At 70.8% G+C, this 21,942-nt stretch carries 23 protein-coding genes and 1 tRNA gene; 11 read left to right on the forward strand and 13 right to left on the reverse strand.

All coding sequences use genetic code 11. The features are described from left to right. Positions 1 to 71 precede the first annotated feature (71 nt). On the forward strand, positions 72 to 680 hold the full coding sequence (locus tag QRX60_RS10040) for a hypothetical protein (protein ID WP_286003546.1): 609 nt from the start codon (positions 72 to 74) through the stop codon (positions 678 to 680). A 1-nt stretch (position 681) separates the two neighbouring features. On the opposite strand, the gene QRX60_RS10045 is transcribed toward QRX60_RS10040, so the two are convergent. The 4 genes from QRX60_RS10045 to QRX60_RS10060 form a co-directional block, all read right to left on the reverse strand. Continuing rightward, positions 682 to 1,392, reverse strand: a complete 711-nt coding sequence (locus tag QRX60_RS10045; RefSeq protein WP_286000494.1) for a G1 family glutamic endopeptidase — start codon at positions 1,390 to 1,392, stop codon at positions 682 to 684. 231 nt (positions 1,393 to 1,623) lie between these two features. Further along, positions 1,624 to 2,673 carry an ABC transporter substrate-binding protein gene (locus QRX60_RS10050; RefSeq protein ID WP_286000495.1) on the reverse strand — a complete coding sequence of 350 codons (1,050 nt, stop codon included), beginning with the start codon at positions 2,671 to 2,673 and terminating at the stop codon, positions 1,624 to 1,626. 14 nt (positions 2,674 to 2,687) lie between these two features. Next, positions 2,688 to 3,575, reverse strand: a complete 888-nt coding sequence (locus tag QRX60_RS10055) for an ABC transporter permease (RefSeq protein ID WP_286000496.1) — start codon at positions 3,573 to 3,575, stop codon at positions 2,688 to 2,690. Further along, complete coding sequence (locus QRX60_RS10060; RefSeq protein WP_286000497.1) at positions 3,565 to 4,371, reverse strand: ABC transporter ATP-binding protein; 807 nt, start codon at positions 4,369 to 4,371, stop codon at positions 3,565 to 3,567. Before QRX60_RS10060 ends, QRX60_RS10055 begins: the two co-directional genes overlap by 11 nt. 193 nt (positions 4,372 to 4,564) lie before the next feature. Here QRX60_RS10060 and QRX60_RS10065 point away from each other — a divergent pair, with 193 nt between their 5' ends. Next, positions 4,565 to 6,142: a sensor histidine kinase gene (locus QRX60_RS10065; protein WP_286003547.1), complete on the forward strand. Its 1,578-nt coding sequence runs from the start codon at positions 4,565 to 4,567 to the stop codon at positions 6,140 to 6,142. Further along, the gene (locus QRX60_RS10070; RefSeq protein ID WP_286000498.1) at positions 6,139 to 6,798 is read left to right on the forward strand and encodes a response regulator; all 660 of its coding nucleotides are present in this window, start codon (positions 6,139 to 6,141) and stop codon (positions 6,796 to 6,798) included. The genes QRX60_RS10065 and QRX60_RS10070 overlap by 4 nt, the downstream gene beginning before the upstream one ends. A gap of 6 nt (positions 6,799 to 6,804) precedes the next feature. On the opposite strand, the gene QRX60_RS10075 is transcribed toward QRX60_RS10070, so the two are convergent. After that, complete coding sequence (locus QRX60_RS10075) at positions 6,805 to 7,434, reverse strand: hypothetical protein (RefSeq protein ID WP_286000499.1); 630 nt, start codon at positions 7,432 to 7,434, stop codon at positions 6,805 to 6,807. 128 nt (positions 7,435 to 7,562) lie between these two features. Next, positions 7,563 to 8,381, reverse strand: coding sequence for an SDR family oxidoreductase (locus QRX60_RS10080; protein ID WP_286000500.1), 819 nt, complete (start codon positions 8,379 to 8,381; stop codon positions 7,563 to 7,565). Between the two features lie 143 nt (positions 8,382 to 8,524). On the opposite strand from QRX60_RS10080, the gene QRX60_RS10085 reads away from it, so the two are divergent. Together QRX60_RS10085 and QRX60_RS10090 are read left to right on the forward strand one after the other, a co-directional pair. Further along, entirely contained in the window at positions 8,525 to 9,328 is an 804-nt protein-coding gene (locus QRX60_RS10085; protein WP_286003548.1) for a trypsin-like serine peptidase, read from the forward strand. 17 nt (positions 9,329 to 9,345) lie between these two features. Then, positions 9,346 to 9,570: an RNA-binding S4 domain-containing protein gene (locus QRX60_RS10090; protein ID WP_286000501.1), complete on the forward strand. Its 225-nt coding sequence runs from the start codon at positions 9,346 to 9,348 to the stop codon at positions 9,568 to 9,570. Positions 9,571 to 9,580: 10 nt separating this feature from the next. Here QRX60_RS10090 and QRX60_RS10095 read toward each other — a convergent pair whose 3' ends face one another. Next, the gene (locus QRX60_RS10095) at positions 9,581 to 10,522 is read right to left on the reverse strand and encodes an Ldh family oxidoreductase (protein ID WP_286000502.1); all 942 of its coding nucleotides are present in this window, start codon (positions 10,520 to 10,522) and stop codon (positions 9,581 to 9,583) included. 102 nt (positions 10,523 to 10,624) lie between these two features. Between QRX60_RS10095 and QRX60_RS10100 the strand changes: the two genes are divergently transcribed. The 3 genes from QRX60_RS10100 (at position 10,625) to QRX60_RS10110 (ending at position 11,920) form a co-directional block, all read left to right on the forward strand. Next, on the forward strand, positions 10,625 to 10,906 hold the full coding sequence (locus tag QRX60_RS10100) for a DUF2277 domain-containing protein (protein ID WP_286000503.1): 282 nt from the start codon (positions 10,625 to 10,627) through the stop codon (positions 10,904 to 10,906). 32 nt (positions 10,907 to 10,938) lie between these two features. Then, positions 10,939 to 11,778 (forward strand): patatin-like phospholipase family protein, encoded by an 840-nt coding sequence (locus QRX60_RS10105; RefSeq protein ID WP_286000504.1) that lies wholly within the window; start codon positions 10,939 to 10,941, stop codon positions 11,776 to 11,778. A 55-nt stretch (positions 11,779 to 11,833) separates the two neighbouring features. Then, positions 11,834 to 11,920: transfer RNA gene (locus QRX60_RS10110), tRNA-Ser, on the forward strand. 37 nt (positions 11,921 to 11,957) lie between these two features. Here the strand turns inward: QRX60_RS10110 and QRX60_RS10115 are convergent. Further along, positions 11,958 to 12,431, reverse strand: a complete 474-nt coding sequence (locus QRX60_RS10115; protein ID WP_286000505.1) for a MarR family winged helix-turn-helix transcriptional regulator — start codon at positions 12,429 to 12,431, stop codon at positions 11,958 to 11,960. 509 nt (positions 12,432 to 12,940) lie between these two features. On the opposite strand from QRX60_RS10115, the gene ypfJ reads away from it, so the two are divergent. Then, positions 12,941 to 13,867, forward strand: a complete 927-nt coding sequence (ypfJ, locus tag QRX60_RS10120; RefSeq protein WP_286000506.1) for a KPN_02809 family neutral zinc metallopeptidase — start codon at positions 12,941 to 12,943, stop codon at positions 13,865 to 13,867. A 64-nt stretch (positions 13,868 to 13,931) separates the two neighbouring features. On the opposite strand, the gene QRX60_RS10125 is transcribed toward ypfJ, so the two are convergent. Beyond that, complete coding sequence (locus QRX60_RS10125; RefSeq protein WP_286000507.1) at positions 13,932 to 15,473, reverse strand: M28 family metallopeptidase; 1,542 nt, start codon at positions 15,471 to 15,473, stop codon at positions 13,932 to 13,934. 82 nt (positions 15,474 to 15,555) lie between these two features. Here QRX60_RS10125 and QRX60_RS10130 point away from each other — a divergent pair, with 82 nt between their 5' ends. Beyond that, positions 15,556 to 16,533 carry an NAD(P)H-quinone oxidoreductase gene (locus QRX60_RS10130; RefSeq protein WP_286000508.1) on the forward strand — a complete coding sequence of 326 codons (978 nt, stop codon included), beginning with the start codon at positions 15,556 to 15,558 and terminating at the stop codon, positions 16,531 to 16,533. Positions 16,534 to 16,785: 252 nt separating this feature from the next. Here the strand turns inward: QRX60_RS10130 and QRX60_RS10135 are convergent, their stop codons facing one another. Then, positions 16,786 to 17,985 (reverse strand): cysteine desulfurase-like protein, encoded by a 1,200-nt coding sequence (locus tag QRX60_RS10135; protein ID WP_286000509.1) that lies wholly within the window; start codon positions 17,983 to 17,985, stop codon positions 16,786 to 16,788. Positions 17,986 to 18,119: 134 nt separating this feature from the next. On the opposite strand from QRX60_RS10135, the gene QRX60_RS10140 reads away from it, so the two are divergent. Continuing rightward, a complete protein-coding gene (locus QRX60_RS10140; RefSeq protein WP_286000510.1) occupies positions 18,120 to 18,683 on the forward strand; it encodes a bacterial proteasome activator family protein in 564 nt (187 codons plus the stop codon). 352 nt (positions 18,684 to 19,035) lie between these two features. On the opposite strand, the gene QRX60_RS10145 is transcribed toward QRX60_RS10140, so the two are convergent. The 3 genes from QRX60_RS10145 to QRX60_RS10155 are packed head-to-tail and all read right to left on the reverse strand — an operon-like array spanning position 19,036 to position 21,917. Next, entirely contained in the window at positions 19,036 to 20,190 is a 1,155-nt protein-coding gene (locus tag QRX60_RS10145; protein ID WP_286000511.1) for an epoxide hydrolase family protein, read from the reverse strand. 3 nt (positions 20,191 to 20,193) lie between these two features. Further along, positions 20,194 to 21,174 (reverse strand): PseG/SpsG family protein, encoded by a 981-nt coding sequence (locus QRX60_RS10150; protein ID WP_286000512.1) that lies wholly within the window; start codon positions 21,172 to 21,174, stop codon positions 20,194 to 20,196. Then, positions 21,171 to 21,917: a glycosyltransferase family protein gene (locus QRX60_RS10155; RefSeq protein WP_286000513.1), complete on the reverse strand. Its 747-nt coding sequence runs from the start codon at positions 21,915 to 21,917 to the stop codon at positions 21,171 to 21,173. Before QRX60_RS10155 ends, QRX60_RS10150 begins: the two co-directional genes overlap by 4 nt. Positions 21,918 to 21,942: the final 25 nt, after the last annotated feature.

Consider the following 21,942-nt stretch of genomic DNA (forward strand, 5'->3'; position numbering starts at 1 on the left):
GTGAGCCGGTGACTGAACAGGCACTTCCCGCGTGGCGCCGGCGGACCTCCGGGGAGACCCGGTGGCCCGCGATGGGCGTCGTCGTCGCCACCCTCGTGCTGCAGGTCGCCCTGCCCGCCGACATGGCGCTGCACCCGCGGTGGCTGCTGCCCGCCGTCTCCGGGTTGCTCGTCGTCGCGCTGCTGCTGGTCAACCCGGGCCGGATGTCGCAGTTCAGCGCCGTCGAACGGGCCATCTCGCTGCTGCTCGTCGCGGCCGTGACCGCCGTGAACGCCTTCTCCGCCGTGTCGCTCGTCTACGGCATCGCGGCCGGCACGATCGGCGACCACGCCGGCGCCGTGCTGGTCACCGGCGGGATCGTCTACTGGACGAACATCGTCGCCTTCTCCCTCTGGTACTGGGAGTTCGACCGCGGCGGCCCGGGCCGACGGGCCGCAGGCCGGGCCGAGTTCCCCGACCTGCAGTTCCCGCAGATGGCCGACCCGGGCCTGGCGCACCAGGACTGGGAACCGTCCTACCTGGACTACCTCTACTTCTCCTTCACCAACGCGGCCGCGTTCAGCCCCACCGACGTCATGCCCCTGCGGATCTGGGCGAAGATGACGATGATGCTGCAGGCCGTCGTCTCGCTGGTGCTCGCGGTGATGGTGGTCGCCTGGGCGATCAACAACCTGAAGTGACTCAGTGCCGCGAGATCGTGAAGCTCTGGCCGTCCGAGCCGATCGCGCCCGGGATCCAGGTGTTCGTGCCTCGGTCGTCGGCGTTCAGCGCGGACGGGCTCGTCGAGGCCAGGTTCGTCCCGTTGAACTTGACGCCGGTGAACGTGATGCCGCCCGAGATCGTCGGGTAGGAGTCGGTCGGCGACTCGATGATCGCCTCCGCCGACGCGTGCTTCGACGTCAGCGACTTCGTGGTGCTCTTGGTCCAGCCCTTGGTCGTGTCGGACAGGTCGAGCCGGTAGGTGTTGGTGGCGGTCCGGGTGACCGTCGCGGTGATGTGGTCGCCCGCGCTGACCGACACGTTGTAGTACACCGGCGCGGCCGGGTACATCTCGTACCAGGCGGAGTACACCGGACGCCCGCTGGAGCAGTCGGTCTCGACGCCGGTCTGCTCCACTGTGGACGATCCGTCGCCGTCGATGCCGACCCACGGCGCGAACAGGTCGTTGCTCGACCGGCACGTCACCGTCGGCTCGGTCCAGCTCGCCGTCGCCGTGGTGAAGCTGCCGAAGCTGACGTAACCACCCCAGTTGCCACCCGAGAACTGGTGGCCGTGGAAGTGGGAGCCGTACTCGACCGCGGCGTGGGCCGTGCCCGAAACAGCCAAGCCGGCGGCGGCAGCGGCAACCGCCGTGAGGACGCGGGCAGCGCGCGACGCAAGGATTCTGGACATGCGGGGACTCCGTTCACCGAGGGGGACCGGGAAAACCGTGTCCCCAAGTGTTGGATCCCCATCAAAAAGAAGGTAGCTACTTTCGAAGGGTCTTCACATTCCGGGAAATACCCACCAATTTGCCGGATTTGCGCCCGCTTGAACGAAAAGACCCGTGAAGGCCTCCGCGGGGGAAGAGGCCTTCACGGGTCATGACGCTCACCTACCGCCCGGTCAGGTGAGCGGGGACTGCTAGCCCTGCTTCGCGGCCGCGTCGACGAACTCCGTCGTGTAGGTCTTCGACAGGTCGATCTTGTCCTTGCGCGGCTGCACGTTCTTCGAAAAGCTCGAAAGCACTTCGAGCACGTTCTTCGCGCCGGCGGCGTCCATCTTTCCGTCGCCGTTGAACATCCCGATGCTGTCCTTGATGGACTTGACGTACAGCGCCTTGTCACCGCCGCTGTAGGACGGCGGCATCTTCGCCGCGATCTCCTCCGGGCTGTGCTGGTCGATCCACTTCAGCGTCGCCACGAACGCGTTGGCCAGCTTCTGCACGGCGTCCTTGTTCCGGTCCACGAAGTCACAGCTCATGTACAGCGACGACGCGGGGTACAGCCCGCCCAGCGCGGCCTTCGTGCCCTCGGGCGTCCGCAGGTCGTACAGCACCTTCGCCTTGCCCGTGTTGGTCAGCTGCGCGATCGTCGGGTCGGTCGTCATGCCGCCGTCGATGCCGCCGTTGTCCAGGCTCGCGATGAACGTCTGCCCGGCGCCGACCTTCACCGGCGTGTACTGGTCGGCTCCGACGCCCGCCTTGGCCGCCAGCGCCTTCGTGAGGAAGTCGGTGGACGACCCGAGCGACGTGACGCCCAGCTTCTTGCCCTTGAAGTCGGCCGAGCTCTTGATCGCGTCGACGTGCGCGGTGCCGACGACCTCGGCCTCACCCGGGATGTTGGCCAGCTGCACCACGCTCTTGATGCACTGGTCCTTGGCCTGCAGGTCGATCGTGTGGTCGTAGAACCCGACCACGCCCTGCACCTGCCCGGCGACGAGTGCGGTCTCGGCGTTGGCGCCCGACTGCTCGCTCTGCAGCTCGACGTCGATGCCCTGCGCGGCGAAGTTCCCGAGCTGCTGGGTGAGCATGGCGGGCAGGTAGATGACCTTTTCCAGGCCGCCGACCATGATCGTGACCTTCGGCTTGCCACCCTCGCCCGTCGCGGCGACGCGGGAGTCCTGGCAGGCGGTGGTCAGTGCCGCCACCGCGGTCAGCGCGGTGGCCGCGACGGCGATGCGTCGAATCCTCATCGATTCGTTCCCTTTCAGATGACGGTCTGGCCGCTTGAGGCGGACATCGAGGGCCGCCAGCGCAGCAGCCGGTTCTCGAGGTTCCCGATGCCCCACTCGGCGAACAGGGCGACGACGGTGATGATGATCATCGCGGCGTAGATGCCCGCGGAGTCGAAGGTTCCCTGCGCGTTCGAGATGAGGAAGCCGATGCCGGCCTTGGAGCCGGCGTACTCGCCGACGACCGCACCGATCAGCGCGAAGCCGAACGCGGTGTGCAGCGAGGACAGGATCCACGACGTCGCGCTGGGCAGCACGATCGCCTTGATCACCTGCATCCGGCCCGCGCCGAGGATGCGCGCGTTGTCGATCAGGTTGCGGTCCACCTCGCGGGCGCCGGTGAAGGCGTTGAAGAACACCACGAAGAACACCAGCACGACGACGGTGGCGACCTTCGACGCCAGCCCCAGCCCGAACCAGATGACGAACAGCGAGGCGAGCACGATGCGCGGCACCGCGTTGGCGGCCTTGATGAACGGCGCGAGCACGTCGGCCAGGTACTGGCTGCGGCCCAGGATCACGCCGAGGATCACGCCGGCCACGGCGCCGATCGCGAAGCCGACCAAGGCCTCCTCGACGGTGACCCACAGCTGGTACCAGAGGGAGCCGAAGTCGGTGCCGTTGGTGACCCATTCGGTCAGCCGTTCCCAGATCCGGGACGGCTTCGAGTAGAAGAACGGGTCGATCCAGTAGGTCGCGGTCAGCTCCCAGCTGCCGAGCCAGACGACGACCAGCGCCAGCCGCAGCAGCCAGGTGTTGCGCTTGCGCCGGGACGTCGCCCGCTTGGCCTTCGTGAGGATGTCCTGCTCGGTTTCCAGCACCGGCAGCGAAGTGGCCGGGGCCGCGGGGGTCTCAAGCGACATTGGCCGCTCCCTTCTCACGGGCCTTGTCGACCTCACTGCGCAACGATTCCCAGATGTCCGCGTAGAGCTTGCGGAACTCCTCGGTGAGCCGGAGGTCCTCGACCTTCCGCGGCCGCTCCAGCGGGATCTCGAAGACGTCCTTCACGGTGGCCGGCGACGTCGTCAGCACGACGACCTTGTCCGCCAGGGCGATCGCCTCGTCGAGGTCGTGGGTCACGAAGATGACGGCCGCGCCGGAGCCGGACCACAAGCGCAGCAGCTCGTCCTGCATCAACGCGCGCGTCTGGACGTCCAGGGCCGAGAACGGCTCGTCCATCAGCATGATCTTCGGCTTGGTGACCAGGGTCTGCGCCAGTGCGACGCGCTTGCGCATGCCGCCGGAGAGCTGGTGCGGGTAGTACTTCTCGAACCCGGCGAGCCCGACGCGGGCGATCCAGTCGACGGCCTGCGCGCGGGCCTCGGCCTTCGGCACGCCGCGGAAGCGCGGGCCGGAGGCGACGTTGTCGAGCACCGAACGCCACGGCATCACGGCGTCGCTCTGGAACATGTAGCCGACCCCGTCCGGGATGGACTTCACGTCTTCGCCGTTCACCCGCACCCGGCCGGCGGACGGCGGCTGCAGCCCGGAGACCAGCGAGAGCGTCGTCGACTTGCCGCAGCCGGTGGGGCCGACGACGGCGACGAACTCGCCGGGCTGGACGGTCATGGACAGGTCGCGGACGGCCGTGTGCACGGAACCGGACCCGCTCGGGAACCGTTTGGTGGCTCCGGTGAGTTCGATCAGAGGGGGGACCATCGGGAGGTGACTCCTTCGTCACGTGGTGGGGGTCACGCGTTGGGGAAGGACGTTAAGTACGTGTGGCGACCGCGTGAAGCTTGTCGACGTTCTGCGTGCGCGCTGCGCGTTCTGAATGTTTTGCTCATTTAGCGCACGGGCTTGACCTGGGGGTATGTTCCCAGCCATGCCAAAGTGGGCGCTCTTCCCGCGGATGCGGTTCAGCAGGCAGGTGCTGCTGCTGCAGATCGGCGTCGTCGTGCTGGTCGTCGGGATCGGCGTCGCGCTGGTGAGCGTGCTGCTGTCCCGCACCCTCACCGACCAGTACGGCCGCCGCGCGCTGGCCATCGCGAAGTCCGTCGCCGCGGACCCGGTCGTCGTCGCGGACGCGGCCGCGAAGATCCCCGGCGGACCGCTCGAAGAGCGCGTTCTCGCCGTCACGAAGGCCAACGACGCGCTGTTCGTCGTCATCACCGACGACAAGGGCATCCGGCTGGCGCACCCGACGCCGAGCGAGATCGGCAAGCCCGTCAGCACCCCGCCGGACGTCGCGCTCGCCGGCGGCGACGAGGTCAGCGCGGTGCAAAGCGGCACTCTCGGCCTGTCCGTGCGCAGCAAGACCCCGATCTGGCAGGGACAACGCGTCGTCGGCGAGGTCAGCGTCGGCTTCGAGGTCGGCGACCCCACCGGGGACTTCAACCGCCTGCTGACGATCACGCTGCTGTTCGCCGGCGGCGCGCTGCTGCTCGGCGCGGGCGCGTCGGCGTTGCTGAACCGGCGGCTGCGGCGCGTCACGCACGGCCTCGAACCGCACGAACTCACCGAGCTGCTCTACGAACGCGAGGCGGTGCTGCACGGGATCGGCGAAGGCGTCCTCGCCGTCGACGAGGCGAACCGCGTCTCGGTGCGCAACGACGAAGCCGAACGCCTGCTCGGCACCGAGCTCCCGATCGGCGCGGCGATGGCCGAGCTCGAGCTTTCCCCGCGGCTGCACAAGGCCGTCGCCGAAGGGCGCCCGGTCGACAACCTCCTTGCGGTGGCCGGAAACCGGGTGCTGGTGATCAACAGCCGGGCGGTGCGGCTGGACGACCGGCCGATCGGCACCGTGCTGACCTTCCGCGACCGCACCGACCTCGACACGCTCACCCGCGAGCTCGACGGCATCCGCGTGCTGTCCGACGGCCTGCGCGCCCAGCGGCACGAGTTCGCGAACCGGCTGCACACGCTCTACGGGCTGCTCCAGCTCGGCCACCACACCGAGGCCGTCGAGTACCTGCAGACGCTGACGGATTCCACGTCGGCCCGGCCGAGCGAGCTGGGGGACGCCGTGGCCGACCCGTACCTGCAGGCCCTGCTCGTCGCGAAAACCGAGCAGGCGCAGGAAAAGGGCCTCACGCTCAAGCTCGCCGACGACACCTGGGTGCCCACGACCGTGACCGACCCGATCGCCGCGAACACCGTGATCGGCAACCTCGTCGACAACGCGCTGCACGCCGCCCGGATGGGCCCGCGCCGGCCGGCGACCGTCGAGATCAGCCTGCTCGCCGAGGGCGGCACCCTGCACCTGTCCGTTGTGGACAGTGGGCCCGGAGTGCCCGAAGCCCTGCGGCGGTCGTTGTTCGACGAAGGCGTCTCGACGAAGATCGCGCCCGGCCACGGACTCGGATTGGCGCTCGCCCGGCAGGCGGCCCGCGCCCGCGGCGGCGACGTCTGGCTGGCGGATCCCGGCGACGGCGAGACGGGTGCCCTGTTCGTCGCGAAACTGCCCGGAATGCTGACGGAGGACGGATGATCCGCACGCTCATCGTCGACGACGACTTCCGCGTCGCCGGGGTGCACGCCGGGTTCGTCGAGGAGGTCGACGGCTTCGCGGTGGTCGGCACGGCCCACACCGCGGCCGAGGCGCGCGCCCGTGTCCGGGAGCTCGCGCCGGACCTGATCCTGCTCGACGTCTACCTGCCCGACGAGTCCGGCCTCGCGGTGCTCCCGGAGCTGCAGACGGACACGATCGTGCTGTCCGCGGCGACCGACAGCGCGTCGGTGGCGGCGGCGATCCGGGCCGGCGCGCTGAACTACCTGATCAAGCCGTTCACCACGCGCCAGCTCGCGGAACGGCTGACGTCGTACGCGCGCTTCCGCGGCCTGCTCGCCGAAGACCGCGCACTGGGCCAGGACGACGTCGACCGCGCGTACCGGGTGCTGCACGACCAGGACCGCACGTCCGCGCCGAAGGGCCAGTCGACGGCGACGTCCCGGCTCGTCTCGGAGCAGCTGCGCCGGGCGGGCCGTCCGCTGTCGGCCGCGGAGGTCGCCGGCGAGCTGGGCATGGCGCGGGCGACCGCGCAGCGGTACCTGACGGCGCTGGCCGAGTCGGGGACCGTCCAGATGCGCCTGCGCTACGGCGCCACCGGGCGCCCGGAGCACGAATACCGCTGGTCCGACGCCTGACCCGGGTCAGCGGCGGGTGGTCGTCTCCGCGCGGTACTGGTACTGCTGCATCATGCTCTCGGCCACGTTCACCCAGGACTGGACCGGGTTGGGGGTCGACGGCTTGGCCGAGGCCGACGGCAGGTCGACGCGCGCCACGTCCTCTTCCCGCACGGTCTTCTTCGCCTGCGGTTTCGCCTGCGCCTGAACCTGTTTCGGGGCCGGCTTGGCGGGCACCGGCACGAACACGGTCGTCGGAGCGGGCGTGGCCACCGGCGCCTGCGGGGCCTGCGGCTGGGGCGCCGGCGCCTCGGCGACGGCCGGGCGCGCGTCCAGCTGGGCGACGTCGGCGGGGTTCGAGGCGAACAGGCTCCCGGTGACCGTCCCGCCGGCCAGCCAGCCGACCGCTACGAGCAGCACCGCGGCGCCGCTGCCGAGCCACGCGCGGGCGCGGCGCCGGATCACCACGGACTTCGGGCGCAGGTCCTGGTCGCACACCGGCGGCCGGGTGTAGATCGGCTCGGCGGCCGCCACGTCGCCGTCGGTGCGGCGGCGCCGGGGCAGGCTCGCCGCGACGATGCCGGTGCGGTCCAGCAGCTCCACCGCCGTGCGGTCGTCGGACGGACGGGTCGCAACGCGCTGTGCGGTGCGAAGCATCGGGGACCTCCGGGACGGGGCTCGCGGACCCCACGCATTCTGGACCATTTCGGACGGCCCTGTCAGAAACGCAACTCCATTGAGTGAAGCGACAGCGCATGGGCAACCCGAAAGCCGCAACCGGTAATTCAGCTTTCCATTTGCTTGAGGCCCAGCCGGGCGAGCAGCGCCAGCGGCCGCTGGTACGCCGAACCGAGCACGCGCGGGATGGCGTCGATGACGTAGGCGTCCGGTCCGATGAGGATTCGCGCGCACTTGTGCTCGATACCGCGCAGGATCGTCTGTGCCGCCTTCTCCGGCGTCGTCATCGCGATCCGCTCGAAGCCCTGCGCGGCCTTCTCCCGGTCGTCGGCGATGCTGCGCGCGTTGCGCACGATGTTGGTCTTGATCCCGCCGGGGTGCACGCAGCTCACCGCGACCGGGTGCCGCGCGATCAGCATTTCTTCGCGCAGTGCTTCGGTGAATCCGCGGACCGCGAACTTCGCCGCGTTGTACGCGCTCTGCGTCGGCACGCCGACGAAGCCGAAGACGCTGGAAATGTTCACGACGTGCCCGTCGCCGGAAGCGATCAGGTGCGGCAGGAAGGCCTTCGTGCCGTTCACGACTCCGCCGAGGTTGACGCCCATCAGCCAGTCGTAGTCCTCGAACGTCATCTCCTCGACGGTCGCGCCGAGCGCCACGCCGGCGTTGTTCACGATGACGTTGACGCGGCCGAACTCCTCCGCGACCTCGTCGGCGTGGGCGAGCACGGCGGCGCGGTCGGCGACGTCGAGGACGTACGCGCGGGCGTTGTCGCCGGCCAGCTGCGCGGTCTCCTCCGCGTTCGCGGCGTTGACGTCGGAGAGGGCGACCCGTGCCCCGCGCCGGGCGAACTCGAGCGACAGCGCCCGCCCGATCCCCGAGCCCGCCCCGGTGACCACCACGACCTTGCCCGCGAACTGCTTCATCGGCCCTCCCTGGAACGACTGGGTGTTACCCACGAGTTACGGATATTAGCGGCTGTGAGCTTGCTGTGGGTGTGCCGATCGTGTCGGTGCGGCACCTTAAGGTGATGGGGACGACCGACCGGGGCGAGTACGACGAGGAGGCGATGCGCGTGCGGCGGCCCGCCGTCCTGCTGACCCTCGCCGCGATCCTCCTGCTCGGCGCGGGGTTCGTGGTCTTCGCGGCCCGGGAGCCGCGGTCCGCGAACGCGTCCGCTCCGGACACCGGGGTCGTCGAAGCGGCGCCGGTGCCGACCCCCGACCTGCCCGCGGCGTCCAGCCCGGCGGTCGGCGCGCTGTTCGTCGAGGGGTCGCACTACTGCACCGCCAGCGTCGTCCACAGCGACCAGGGCGACGTGCTGCTGACCGCGGCCCACTGCATCCACGACGGCGAGGGCGGCGACTACTTCACCGGCGTCACGTTCGCGCCCGGCTACCACGACGGCGTCGCGCCGTTCGGCTACTGGACGGTGTCCGACGAGCTCGTCGCGCCCGGCTGGAGCACGTCGTCGGACCCGGACCTCGACGTCGGCTTCGCCACCGCGCACCAGAGCGGGGCCACGAAGCCCCTGGAAAGCCTGGTCGGCGCGAACACCCTCGCGACGGGCACCGAGTTCGAGCAGACCATCACGCTCACCGGCTACCCGGACGACTCCGAGACGCCGGCGGTCTGCCAGAACACCACGAGCCGGCAGGACACCTACCAGCTGAAGGTGGACTGCGCGGGCTTCCCCACGGGCACCAGCGGCGGCCCGTGGGTCGCCGCGGCGGACCCGAAGACCCACCTCGGCACGGTCATCGGCGTCATCGGCGGCTTCGAGTCCGGCGGCGACGACCCGGACACGTCGTACTCGAGCTACTTCGACACGGACGTCCAGGCGCTGTACCGGCAGACGACCGCCCGCGCCTGAGCGGCATGATGCGGGGTATGAGCGACCCCGTCGACGTACCGATCACCGGCGAGCCGATCCGGCTCGGCCAGTTCCTCAAGCTGGCCGGCCTCGCCGAAGACGGCTCCCACGCGAAGGACCTGATCGACGCGGAGGAGGTCACCGTCAACGGCGAGGTCGAGACCCGCCGCGGCCGCCAGCTGACCGACGGCGACGTCGTGGCGGTCGGCGAGGACCGCGGCAAGGTCGTCCTGGTGTCCTGACCCACGCTGCCTAACCCACGCTGGTCAGCGGGGGCAGGCCCAGCGACGCCGCCAGCGCGTCCAGCTCGCGGCGCACCGGGCCGGACAGCGGCACCCCCAGCGCCCGGCACTGCTCCAGGTGCTGGGCCTCGCGCCAGCCGGGGTAGCGGATCGGCGCACCGCCCTCCCAGCCGAGCATGCTGCCGAAGAGCGCGCTCGCCGCGCGGTAGAAGCCGTCGGCGCTGCGCAAAGTCGTCGGCGCGATCGCCAGCACCAGCAGGCCCGTGTCGTGCTCGTGGTCGGCCACGCCGGAGAGCACCCCGGCGAGGACCTCGACCAGCAGCGTCAGCCCGGCGGCTTCTTCGCCGGGCTTGTCCATGTCGAAGACGAACTCGGGGTACGCACCCCCGGGCGCGGCCATGCCGAGCGGGTTCACCGGCTGGCCGGGTTCGCCGCCCGCGGCGAGCACCAGCCCGATCATGGCGTGCGGCAGGGCCCGTGCGGCGTGGTGCCCGGCCCGGCCGAACGGCCCGATGCCGCGCAGCGAAACGAGCCCGACGCCGAAGCGGCCGGCCCGCGTCACCGCCCGGTCCATCGCGTCGCCGACCGCCCAGAGCCCGGGCGCGCGGCGGTAGTCGAGCAGTGCGGCGGCCCCGCGGTCGGCGATCATCAGCGGCTCGGCGTGCGGCACGACGAGCCCGGTCTTCAGCATCGGCAGGTGGATCCGGGTCAGGTCGGCGACGCCGGTGTCCGGCGAACCGGTCAGGTCGCCGTGGCAGAGGGCCTCCGCCGCGATGCGGGCGCGCGGTTCGGGGAAGCCGTGAGCGGCGAAGACGTGTGCCACGAGGGTGACCAGCTCGTCGGCCCGCACGCGCGGCCAGGCCTGTTCCGGGATCGGGGTTTCGGGGGTTTCTTCTTCGAGGATGCCGGGTTCGGGGCGGGCGGAGCGGAAGGGACGCGGTCTGAGAGGCACTTCCCCGACACTGCCCAACCGCGGGATCCGCCGTCAACGAGGTGGGGCCGGGCCTACCCGACCGTGTGATCGAGGCGTCCGAAGAGTCGTACCCTGGGCGGCATGTGCCGAAACATCACCACCCTCCGGGGGCTCCAGCCGGCCGCGACGGGCGAGGAGATCGAGGCCGCGGCCCGCCAGTACGTCCGCAAGGTGACCGGCGTGCAGTCGCTGTCGGACGCCACGCGCGAGCCGTTCGAAGCGGCGGTCGCCGAGATCACGGAGATCACCGCGCGGCTGCTGGAGCAGCTGCCCGAACGCCGCCAGCCGCCGGCGACCATCCCGCCGCTGCGCCGTCCCGAGGTGCAGGCGCGGATCGCGGCCAAGGCCCTGAAGCAGGCCTGAAACTGTCGTACCCCGTCGCTAGGCTTTCCCGCATGGGCGGACAGGCTTTGGTACTGGGTGGCGGCGGGGTCGCCGGAGTCGCGTGGACGACGGGGTTGCTGACCGGGCTGGCCGAGCACGGCCAGGACCTGACGGGCGCGGACCTGCTGGTCGGGACGTCGGCGGGGTCGGTCGTGGCGGCGCAGGTGACGAGCGGTACGCCGCTTCACGAGCTGTTCGCGCGCCAGGCCGACCCGGCGCGCCAGGCTCCGGAGATCCCGGCCGAGATCGACTTCGAGAAGTTCGCCGCCGAGTTCGGCGGCGCGGTCACCGGCTGGACGTCACCGGCCGAGGTCCGGCGCGCGGTGGGCCGGCTCGCGCTGGCGGCCGAAACGGTGCCCGAAGCCGACCGCCGCGCGGTGATCGAGGCGCGGCTGCCGGTGCACGAGTGGCCGGAGCAGCGCCTGGTGATCGTGGCGGTCGACGCGGAGACCGGCGAGCCGCGCCGTTTCGACCGCGCGTCCGGGGTGTCCCTGGTCGACGCGGTGGCGGCGAGCTGCGCGGTCCCGGGCATCTGGCCGGCGGTGACGATCGGCGGCCGCCGGTACGTCGACGGCGGCGTCCGTTCGGCCGAGAACGCCGACTACGCGACGGGCCACTCGCGCGTCACGGTGGTTTCGCCGCTGGGGGCGGATGCCCCGCTGCCGATGGAGAAACCGCTGCTGGAGGTGCTGGACGACCTGCGCGCGGCGGGCGCGGAGGTCGCCCTGATCACTCCGGACGAGGCATCGGTGGCGTCGATCGGCGAGAACCCGCTGGACCCGGCGACCCGCACCCCGGCCGCGGAGGCCGGCCGGGCGCAGGGTGCGGCGTTGACGGTCACCTGGAAGTAGGTGCCGGGCCGGGCGCAGGGTGCCCCGAACTCCGTCGGCTACCCTCGTGGAGCGAGGTAGCGTGTCCGAGCGGCCGAAGGAACATGTCTTGAAAACATGCGAGGGGGCAACCTCTCCGTGGGTTCGAATCCCACCGCTACCGCTCCAGGCCCCGGGCGCGGAGTAGCCCGCGCCCGGGTTCAGCCCTCCACCTCGGACAGGTGGTCCAGCACCCGGTCGAACGCCGCGGCGAACGTCGCCTGTTCCTGGGGGCTCAGCAGGTCGATGAGGTGCTCGCGCACCCCCTCCAGGTGAGTCGGCGCCGCCTTCGTGAGCAGGGCCAGGCCCTCGGGGGTCAGCTCCGTGATGACGCCGCGCTTGTCCTCGGGGTCGCGGACACGCCGGACCACCCCCGCGTCCTCGAGCCGGCCGACCTGGTGCGACAGCCTGCTCTTCGTCGAGCCCATCAGCACGGCCAGCTCCGACATCCGCATCCGGTGCTCGGCCTGCATCTCCAGGCACACGAGCACTTCGTAGTCGGTCAAGGACACGTCGTGCTGCACCGCCAGCTCGCGGTGCAGCACCTGCCGCAGCTTCAAGGTCGCCACGATGTAGGAGCGCCACGCCGCCATCTCGGCTTCGTTCAACCAACGCACAGGCCGCTCCTCGGTCATAAGGCAGCCTAGAACGCTGATCAAGGGACCGCGCGGTCCGAGTCCGAACTGCGCGCCGGTAAAAATGCCGTCGCAACATCGCCCGAAGGTGGGGTTACGAAAAGGTTGAGACTCGGCCGGAAAAGGCGCATTCTGCTTGTGGCGGACGGTCGGCCAGGGTATGCGGCTCGGCAACGGTGACGTGCCGGCCCGGCTCCCCGCCGGGAGAGGTCAGGTGGTTGCGTGGCGGGTGATTCTCGCGGTTGACCGCCAGCTGTGTCCCCGCGACCGGAACGGCACAAGAACGGGCCGGGCGCGATTGTGAACAGCACATGCGCGGGCTTTCCATGCGATCACGCATACGGCGTCGATCGGGCCTGTATCGAGCCACGACCTCCGCAGTCGTGGCGACAGCGCCTGCACGCCGGCCCGATCGCGGCCAACCGCTCGACCAAAGACACAACCTCGGTACAGAGCCTGGGTGTGGCCGCCAGCGCGACGGCCGCACCCAGGCTCGTTACCATTCGCGGGTGAGATTCGACGACGACGCCGGCCTGGACGCCTCCGAGGTCCAGGACCTGCGCGGAAGCGGTGGAGGCGGCGGCGGGATCGGCGGTCGCGTTGCGCTCGGCGGTGGCGGGCTCGGCGTCGTCGGCCTGATCATCTACTTCGTGCTCTCCCAGCTCGGCGGGGTGAGCACCGGCGGCAGCGGCCTGTCCGGCGGGCTCGGCAGCGTCGGCTCCGGTCAGCAGGTCGACAACTCGAAGCTCTCCAGCCAGTGCAAGACCGGCGCGGACGCCAACAAGAACCACGACTGCGCCATCGTCGCGGTCGTCAACTCCGTCCAGGACTACTGGACGCAGCAGTTCGCGCGCTCCGGTTCGACCTACCGGAAGGCGCCGACCAACTTCTTCAACGGCGGTGTGCGCACCGGCTGCGGCAGCGCCACCTCCGACACCGGGCCGTTCTACTGCCCGGCCGACTCCGAGGTCTACATCGACCTCTCCTTCTTCGACGAGCTGAAGACCCGCTTCGGCGCGCAGGGCGGTCTCTTCACCGAGGCGTACGTGCTCGCCCACGAGTACGGCCACCACGTGCAGAACCTGCTCGGCACGTCGAAGAAGGGCAGCGGCACCGGCCCGACCTCCGGCTCGGTGCGCCTGGAACTGCAGGCCGACTGCTACGCCGGCGTCTGGGCCAACCACGCCTCGACGACGCCGACCGAGAGCGGCAAGCCGCTGATCACCGACGTCACCCAGGATGACATCGCGTCCGCGCTGGACACCGCGTCCCGCATCGGCGACGACTACATCCAGCAGAACCTCGGCGGCGGCCAGGTCGACCGCTCGAAGTTCACCCACGGCACATCGGCGCAGCGCAAGAAGTGGTTCACCACCGGCTTCCAGACCGGCGACCCGGCCCGCTGCGACACCTTCGGCACCAGCAACCTGGGCTAGCCCGGAAGCACAGCGGCACGAAGAAGGGGCCGTCCCGAACCCGGGACGGCCCCTTCTTCCGTCCTCAGGCGGTCAGCGCGTGCGGGTCACCGGCGACGGCGCGGGCGGAGAAGTTCCGCTGCGCACCGCGGTCGGCGGCCTTCTGCTTGACCGTCTTGCTCTTGCCCGGCTGCACGCCGTTGACGCTCTCGGTGCTCGTCGCGTAGACGCCGAGGGCCCAGGCGACGCCGTCCGCGTTGCGGTCCAGCGCGACCCGGTCGATGTTGCCCAGGTTGTCGCAGGCCTGGTGGTAGCACGGGTCGAACGCGATGCCGGCCGTGCCGCCCCACTTCGCCGCCTGCGCCGGGGTCTTCAGCACCTCGGCGCCGGTGTCCAGGCCGCCGGCCGGGATGCCGACGGCGATGAACTCGCCGTAGTCCGAGCGGCCGGTGAAGTCGGTGCCCTCGAGGGACACGCCGCGCGCGGCCTGCAGGTAGTCGACGAAGGTCTTCTCGATCTGCGCCGAGCCGTACGGGCCGGGGCCCGCGCCGACGCCGTCGGAGTTGTCACCGTCGTAGGCGAAGTACCCGGCGTTCGGCGAGCCGATCATGTCGAAGTTCAGGTACAGCGCGATGTCGAGCTGCTGCTCGAAGCTCAGCGAGTCGACGTAGTAGGTGGAGCCGATCAGGCCGAACTCCTCCGCGCTCCAGAAGCCGAAGCGGACGGCGTTGTTGGCCTTCGGGCTGCTCCCCAGCTGCAGCGCCGTCTCGAGCAGGGTCGCCGAGCCGGTGCCGTTGTCGTTGATGCCCGGGCCGGCCGGGACGCTGTCGAGGTGCGACCCCAGCATCACGACGTTGTCCTTGCGCCCGGTCTTGGTCTCGGCGATGACGTTGTAGCTGGTCCGCGCCTCCTGGAAGGTGCGCAGCTCCAGGGTCACCGGCTGCCCGGCGAGGGTGGCCAGCTGCGCGCCCGCGGCCGCCGTCACGCCCCCGGTCGGGATCTTCGCGTTGGCCGGGTCCCCCAGCGTGCCGTTCAGGTCGCCGTCGGTGTTGTTGTAGACGACGGCGCCGATCGCGCCCGCCGCCGCGGCGGTCTGCTGCTTCTGCGCGAACGAGCAGCCGCCGCGCTTGATCAGCGCGATCTTGCCGGCGACGTCGGCGGTGTAGTCGGTGGCCTCGCAGCCGCTGGTGTCGTCGACCGCGACCACGGCGAGCGGCGCGGTGATGCCGCCGACCGGCGTCGAGACGGTGTACTCCATCGCGATGACCGGGACGTTCTGGCCGCCCGCGGTCAGCTTCTCCGCCAGGGTCTGCGAGAAGGTGAACGGGAACTCCTGGCGGGTCACCTGGAAGCCGGCCGCCTCGAGCTTGGTCGCGATGTACTCGGCGGACTTCTTGTGGCCGTCGGTGCTAGCCGCCCGCGTGCCGCCGTTGGTGTCGGCGATGCGCTGCAGGGCGATCAGGTGCCGGTTGACGCCGTTGACGTCGACCTTCTTGACGAGCTGCTTCGCCAGGGCAGGACCGTCGGGGACCGTGTTCGCGGCGGCGGCCGGGGTCAGGCCGAGCACCAGCGTCGCGCCGGCGGCCAGGGCCATCGGCGGGAGGAATCTCTTTCGGAAAAGTGACATGGTTGCTCACCTTTGTTCCGAATGAGTAGTTCGTCAATGCGTCATTAGGCGGGAACTTCGTCAGCCGGTATACAGTCGACACATGTACGCGATCACCATCCGTGAACCAGGTGACCCGGACGTTCTCGAGTGGGCGGAGGTCGCGGATCCGCGCCCCGGCCCCGGTGAAGTGCTGCTGGACGTCGCGGCGAGCGCGGTGAACCGGGCGGACCTCCTGCAGCGCCAAGGCCACTACCCGCCGCCCCCGGGCGCCAGCGAAACGATCGGCCTCGAGTGCTCCGGCACGATCGCCGAACTCGGCGAAGGCGTCGAAGGCTGGAACGTCGGCGACGAGGTCTGCGCGCTGCTCGCCGGCGGCGGCTACGCGGAGAAGGCCGTCGTCCCGGCCGGGCAGCTGCTGCCGGTGCCCGGCGAAATCGACCTGATCACCGCGGCCGGCCTGCCCGAGGTGGCGTGCACGGTGTGGGCGAACGTCGTGATGCACGCGAAGCTCGCCGAGGGCGACGTGCTGCTGGTCCACGGCGGCGCGGGCGGCATCGGCACGCACGCGATCCAGGTCGGCAAGGCGCTCGGCGCGACCGTCGCCGTGACCGCCGGTTCGGCCGAGCGGCTCGAACGCTGCCGCCAGCTCGGCGCCGACATTGCGATCAACTACAAGGAAGAGGACTTCGTCGAGGTCCTCAAGAAGGAGACCGGCGGCGCGAACGTCATCCTCGACAACATGGGCGCGTCCTACCTCGGCCGCAACGTCGACGCGCTGGCGCCCGACGGCCGGTTGGTGATCATCGGCATGCAGGGCGGGGTGAAGGGCGAGCTGAACGTCGGCGCGCTGCTCGGCAAGCGGGCTTCGGTGTTCGCGGCGGGCCTGCGCTTCCGGCCCCTGGACCAGAAGGCGGCGATCGTCGCCGACGTCCGCGAACGGCTGTGGCCCCTGGTCGAGGAAGGTTCGGTCAAGCCGATCATCGGCCAGGTCGTGCCGATGGCCGAAGCCGCGTCCGCGCACCGCGCGCTCGAAGAGGGTTCGGTGTTCGGGAAGATCCTGCTGGCGGCGAAGTCCTAGTGTCGCGCGTCTGAGGTTCGTTGACAGCGGCCCGGCCCTGCGCGCCAAGGTGGCGTCGGGCGCATCGGACCGGGATCTGCCGAGCGTCGCGCCGGCTGGTCCGGCGACATGAATGACTCATTCATATCGCCGGACGAGGTGAATGGGTCATTCACTGCATCGCGGCCGAGGCCTGCCCGGGCCGGGCTCTCATGACGCAGGTTCCCGCCGCCCCGAACGTCAAACACCTTGCAACGCGCGACACTAGCTACATCAGCGCAGTTCTTCGAGGACCCGCACGAGCTGGTTGATCTCGAAGACGTTGGAGTAGTGGGCGAGCCCGATCCGCACGGCGCCGCCCACTTCTCCGACGCCGAGTGACGCGAAGACGCCGGCCGCTCCGTCGTCGGCGAAGGCACACAACCCCTGCGACGCCAGGTACTCGGCGACCTCGGGCGCCTTCTTGCCGGCGACCGCGAAGGCGAGCGCAGGGATGCGGCGCATCGCGTTGCCGATGACCATGATGTGCCGCAGCGACAGCAGTTCCGTCGACAGCTGCGCGAGCAGTCCCGCGTGGTACGACTTCGCCGAGCCGAGCGAGGTGACCAGGCGCTCGCGGCGCGATCCGGTCGCGGCGTCGTCGAGGCCCGCGAGGTAGTCGATCGACGCGATCAGCCCGGCCAGCAGCGGGTAGGCGTGCGGGCCGAGCTCGAGACGGGCGGCGCCGCGCGCCATCGGGTCGAGCGAGACCGACGGGATCCGCTCGATCAGCTCCGGATCGCGGAAGACGAGCGCCCCCACCGAAGGCCCGCCCCAGGCTTGGGCGGAGACGACCATGACGTCGGCGCCGAGCGCGTTGATGTCCAGCGGCAGGAACGGCGCGGCGTAGGTGGCGTCGACGACGACGAGCGCGCCGACCCGCTTGGCGAACTCGATGATCGTCGGGACGTCCGGCCGGGTGCCGACGGAACCGGACGCGAGCGTGACCGCGACGGCCTTCGTGCGCGCCGACACGAGCTGCTCGTACTGCCACGCGGGCAGCTCGCAGGTTTCGATGTCGATCTCGCCCCACCGCACGACGGCACCGACGCGCTTCGCGGCGCGCTGCCACGGCGCGAGGTTGGCCTGTTCGTCGAGCCTCGACACGACGACCTCGTCGCCGATCGTCCAGCGCTCGGCGAGCGCGTCGCAGAGGCGGCGCAGCATCACCGGCGAGCTCGGCCCGAGCACGACGGCGGCCGGGTCGGCCCCGACCAGGTCGGCCACGGCCCGGCGGGCCGCGGTCACGATGCTCTCCGCGCGCTGTGAGGCCGGAAACGCTCCACCCGGCCCGGACACCGGGGCGCGCATAGCCGTGGAAACGGCCGAAGCGACCTGTTCCGGGACCAGCATTCCGGCGGCGCCGTCGAAGTGAATCCAGCCGTCACCCAGCGCGGGAAAGAGCCCACGGATACGAGCGACGTCGAACGCCATGGGGACACCGTACGGACGTGCGGTTTCGCCGCGCGTCCGGGGTTGGGTGGAGAGCCACCGGGAACCCCGATAGCCGCTACGCTCGGAGACGGACACCCCGCGGGTGTCGCGGAGCGTGGCTAACGCGAGCCAGGATGGAGCACATGACCGAGCCGAACTCCCGGGAATCGGGTACAGCGGGTGACACCGACCACGAATCTTCACCCCACATAGTGGTAGTCGGCCAGGATGGCTCACCTGTTGACGGTGCGGAGCACGCCGAGGCGGTGGGTGAGCTCATCGAAGAGCCGGCCAAGGTGATGCGGATCGGCACGATGATCAAGCAGCTGCTGGAGGAGGTCCGCGCGGCTCCGCTGGACGACGCTTCCCGCACGCGGGTCCGCGAGATCCACCAGACCTCGGTGAAGGAGCTGGCCAACGCGCTGGCGCCGGAGCTGCAGGAGGAGCTGGAGCGGCTGGTCCGCCCGTTCACGGACGACTCGACGCCTTCGGACGCCGAGCTGCGGATCGCCCAGGCGCAGCTGGTCGGGTGGCTGGAGGGGTTGTTCAGCGGGATCCAGACGGCGCTGTTCGCCCAGCAGATGGCGGCGCGGGTCCAGCTGGAGCAGATGCGGCGCGGGTTGCCGGCCGGCCCTTCGGCCGCCGGCGGGCACGAGCCGCACGGGCCGGGGATTTCGGGGACGGGCCAGTACCTCTGACGGTTGTCCCGGGGTTGTCCACAGACCGAAGGGGATGTGGACAACCCCTGTGGACAACTCGCTTCGCGGCGGTTTCGTCCGAGGTGGCCGATAGACTGGACGAGGGGCCGCCCCCCAGGGAAGGGCGGGGGTCCCGGCGAGGTCGGGCCGCTGTGGCAATGGGCGCCCGGACGTCTTGAATGACTCATTCCTGTCCTCGGACGAGGTGAATGGGTCATTCAAGGCGCCTCGGTCACGCGACCACGCCCCCGAGCAGCACATCAGTCCCTGAGTGCCGCCAGGCCTCGAGTCGGCCCGGACCCGTCCTTGCCGGGACTCCGCCGAGAAGGGCGCGCCGTCCGGCCAGTGCGCCTCAGGGCCGCAGGGTGCGGAAGAACTCCCGGATGTCGCCGATCAGCGCGTCCGGTTCCTCCAGGGCCGGGAAGTGGCCGCCGCGCGGGAACTCCGTCCAGTGGACGATCTTGTCCGTTCGCTCTGCCAGGGTCCGGATCGGCAGGCCGATGTCGTCCGGGAAGACCGCCACCCCCGTCGGGACCGTGTTCGGTGCCGGCGGCGCTCCCCAGCCGCCCGTCAAGGCCGCGTACAGGCGCGCCGAGGAGTTGGCCGTTTCGGTGAACCAGTAGATCGACACGTCCGCCAGCAGGTCGTCGCGGTCGATCAGGTCGGCCGAGGTGTTCGAGAACGACCGGAACTTCTCCGCGATCCAGGCCAGCTGCCCCGCCGGCGAGTCGTGCAGGCCGTACGCAAGCGTTTGCGGCTTCGTCGCCTGGAGGATCGCGTAGCCCGTTCCCGACGCCGAAAACGCCTGCCCCTTCTCCAGCGACCGGCGTCCGGCGGCGAGTTCGTCACCCGCCAGCTCGGCGAGGTCCGACGGCGTCCGCGCCACCGCCGACGGCAGCATCGTCACGTGGATCCCCAGCACCCGCGCGGGGAACTGGACCGCCAGCTCCCGCGAGATGGTCGCGCCCCAGTCACCGCCGTGGGCGCCGAACCGCTCGTAGCCCAGGCGGGTCATCAGCTCCGCGAACGCCCGCGCGATCCGCTCCGGACCCCAGTCCGGCGTCGGTGTCGGGCCCGAGAAGCCGTAACCCGGGATCGACGGCACCACCACCGTCAGCGCGTCCGCCGGGTCGCCGCCGTACGCGCGTGGATCCGTCAGCGGCCCGATGACGTCCAGGAACTCGACGATCGAGCCCGGCCAGCCGTGCGTCAGCAGCACCGGCGGCGCGGCCGGCTCCGGGGAGACCACGTGCAGGAAGTGCACGTTCGTCCCGTCGATCACCGTCGCGAACTGCGGAAACGCGTTGATCCGCTCCTCCTGCGCCCGCCAGTCGAAGCTCGTCCGCCAGTACTCGGCCAGCTCACGCACGTAGTCGACGGGCGCCCCGAGCCGCCAGCCGGCGTCGGCGGGCTGGTCGGGCCAGCGCGTGTTCGCCAGCCGCGCGCGGAGATCGTCGAGAGCGGCCTGCGGGACGTCGATGCGGAACGGCGTGATCTCTGAGGTCATGCCTCAACGATAGGAAGCACCGAGGACAGATCCGGTCCTCGATTCCACCTGATCCAGCACCCGGTCCACCCCACGGCCGTCCACTGTGGCCGACGCCGTCTCCGACAACCGCCGCCGGAGTGCCGGGTCGGACAACAGCGAACGCAGGACCGCCGTCACCTCGGGCAGCCGCTCCGCCAGGGACTCCGCCGGGCCGAGTCCCGCCGCCAAGCCGAGCTCCAAAGCGGCCCGGTAGCCCGCTTCCTGGTTGTCCACCAGCAGCACCGCCGCCGTCGGGACGCCGAGGCAGCACAGCTCCACGAAGGTCACTCCGGACGCGCTCACCGCGACGTCCGTCGTCGCGAACAGCTCCAGCAGCGCAGGACTCGGCGCCGCGACGCGGATCGACTGGTCCGGCCGCAGGTCCGGCAACGCAGGTTCACCGCGCACCAGCACATCCGCCGTGAAGGGCAACTCCGTGTCGCGAAGCGCGCGAAGCAGCAACCCTGCTGTCGGCGCCCGCTCGTCGCTGCCACCGAGGGCCAGCGTGACGTGCAGCGGCGGCCCGGAAAGCACCCGGCGCGTACCCCGCACGACGTCCCGAAGCGGCGCGTAAGCGATCCCCCGCAGCAAGACGTCCGAGCCGTCGTCGGGCCGGGGCGAAGGCGCGAAGCCCGAGTCCACGACGATGTCCGCGGGCCGGCGCCCGAACACGTCGTCCTCGATCGAGACGAGCAGCGCACCCGCCGCGTTGACCTCTTTCCGCAGGTCACCGAGGCCGTAGTGGTCGACGACCACCGCGTCGAACCCCGTCGCGTCAAAAGACCCGACCCGCGAGACGCCCAGCTCGTCGAACCGCGAAGCGAGCCACTCCGCGTTCTCGACGCGGCCGGAAAACGCCACCCGCCAGCCCCGCGCGACCGCCCGCTCGGCGTAGGCGACCATCCGCGCGATGTGCCCGGCGCCGATCGACGCCGACGCGTCCGCGCGCAGGAGCAGCCTCACGAACCGACCTTCTTCTGCTCGACGTGCGCGTTGAGCGCCACCAGATCCGGGCGCGACCGCAGCAGCGCGACCACCGCCCGCCAGTCGCCGACGCCGTCGCCGAGTTCGCTCACCACCGCGGAAAGCAGTTCCCAGTCCTCCGTCGTGTCCAACGTCACCCGCAGGTCGTCGGCCGCGGGGCTCACCACGATTCCGGTGCACGAATAGCGCGAAGGGTCCGAATAGATGCCCGAGGTGACGTGCTCGCGGTCCGCCCCGGTGGCCGTCGAGACCTGCTCCAGCAGCACGGCAGCCCGCACCAGCTCGGCGTCGAAGCCGCGGGGCAGCGTCCGGACCAGCGTCGTGCTCACGTAGTCCAGCGACGGCTGGGCCCGCCAGAGCGACGCGAGCTGGCCGATCAGCGCCGGGTCCAGCAGCGGGCAGTCGGCGGTGAGCCTGATCACGGCGTCGGCGGGATACTCGCGCAGCGCCACCGCGAACCGGCCGAGCACGTCGTCGAGGGGACCCCGGACCACCGCGGCGCCGCAGCGGGCCGCCTCCGCCGCGACATCGTCGTCCGAAGCGTCCGAAGACGTCGCGACCACCACCTGGTCGACGCCGGGTGCGGCCGCCGCGGCCCGGACGACCCAGCCCAGCACACTGCGGCCGCCGAGCGGGCGCAGCACCTTGCCGGGGAGCCGGGTCGACGACGACCGGGCCTGGATGACGGCGTTGACCACGGGCGCTGCACGCATGGGTGACATGATGGCCGACGCACACCGTCACCCG

Source organism: Amycolatopsis mongoliensis, assembly GCF_030285665.1.
Lineage (GTDB): Bacteria > Actinomycetota > Actinomycetes > Mycobacteriales > Pseudonocardiaceae > Amycolatopsis > Amycolatopsis mongoliensis.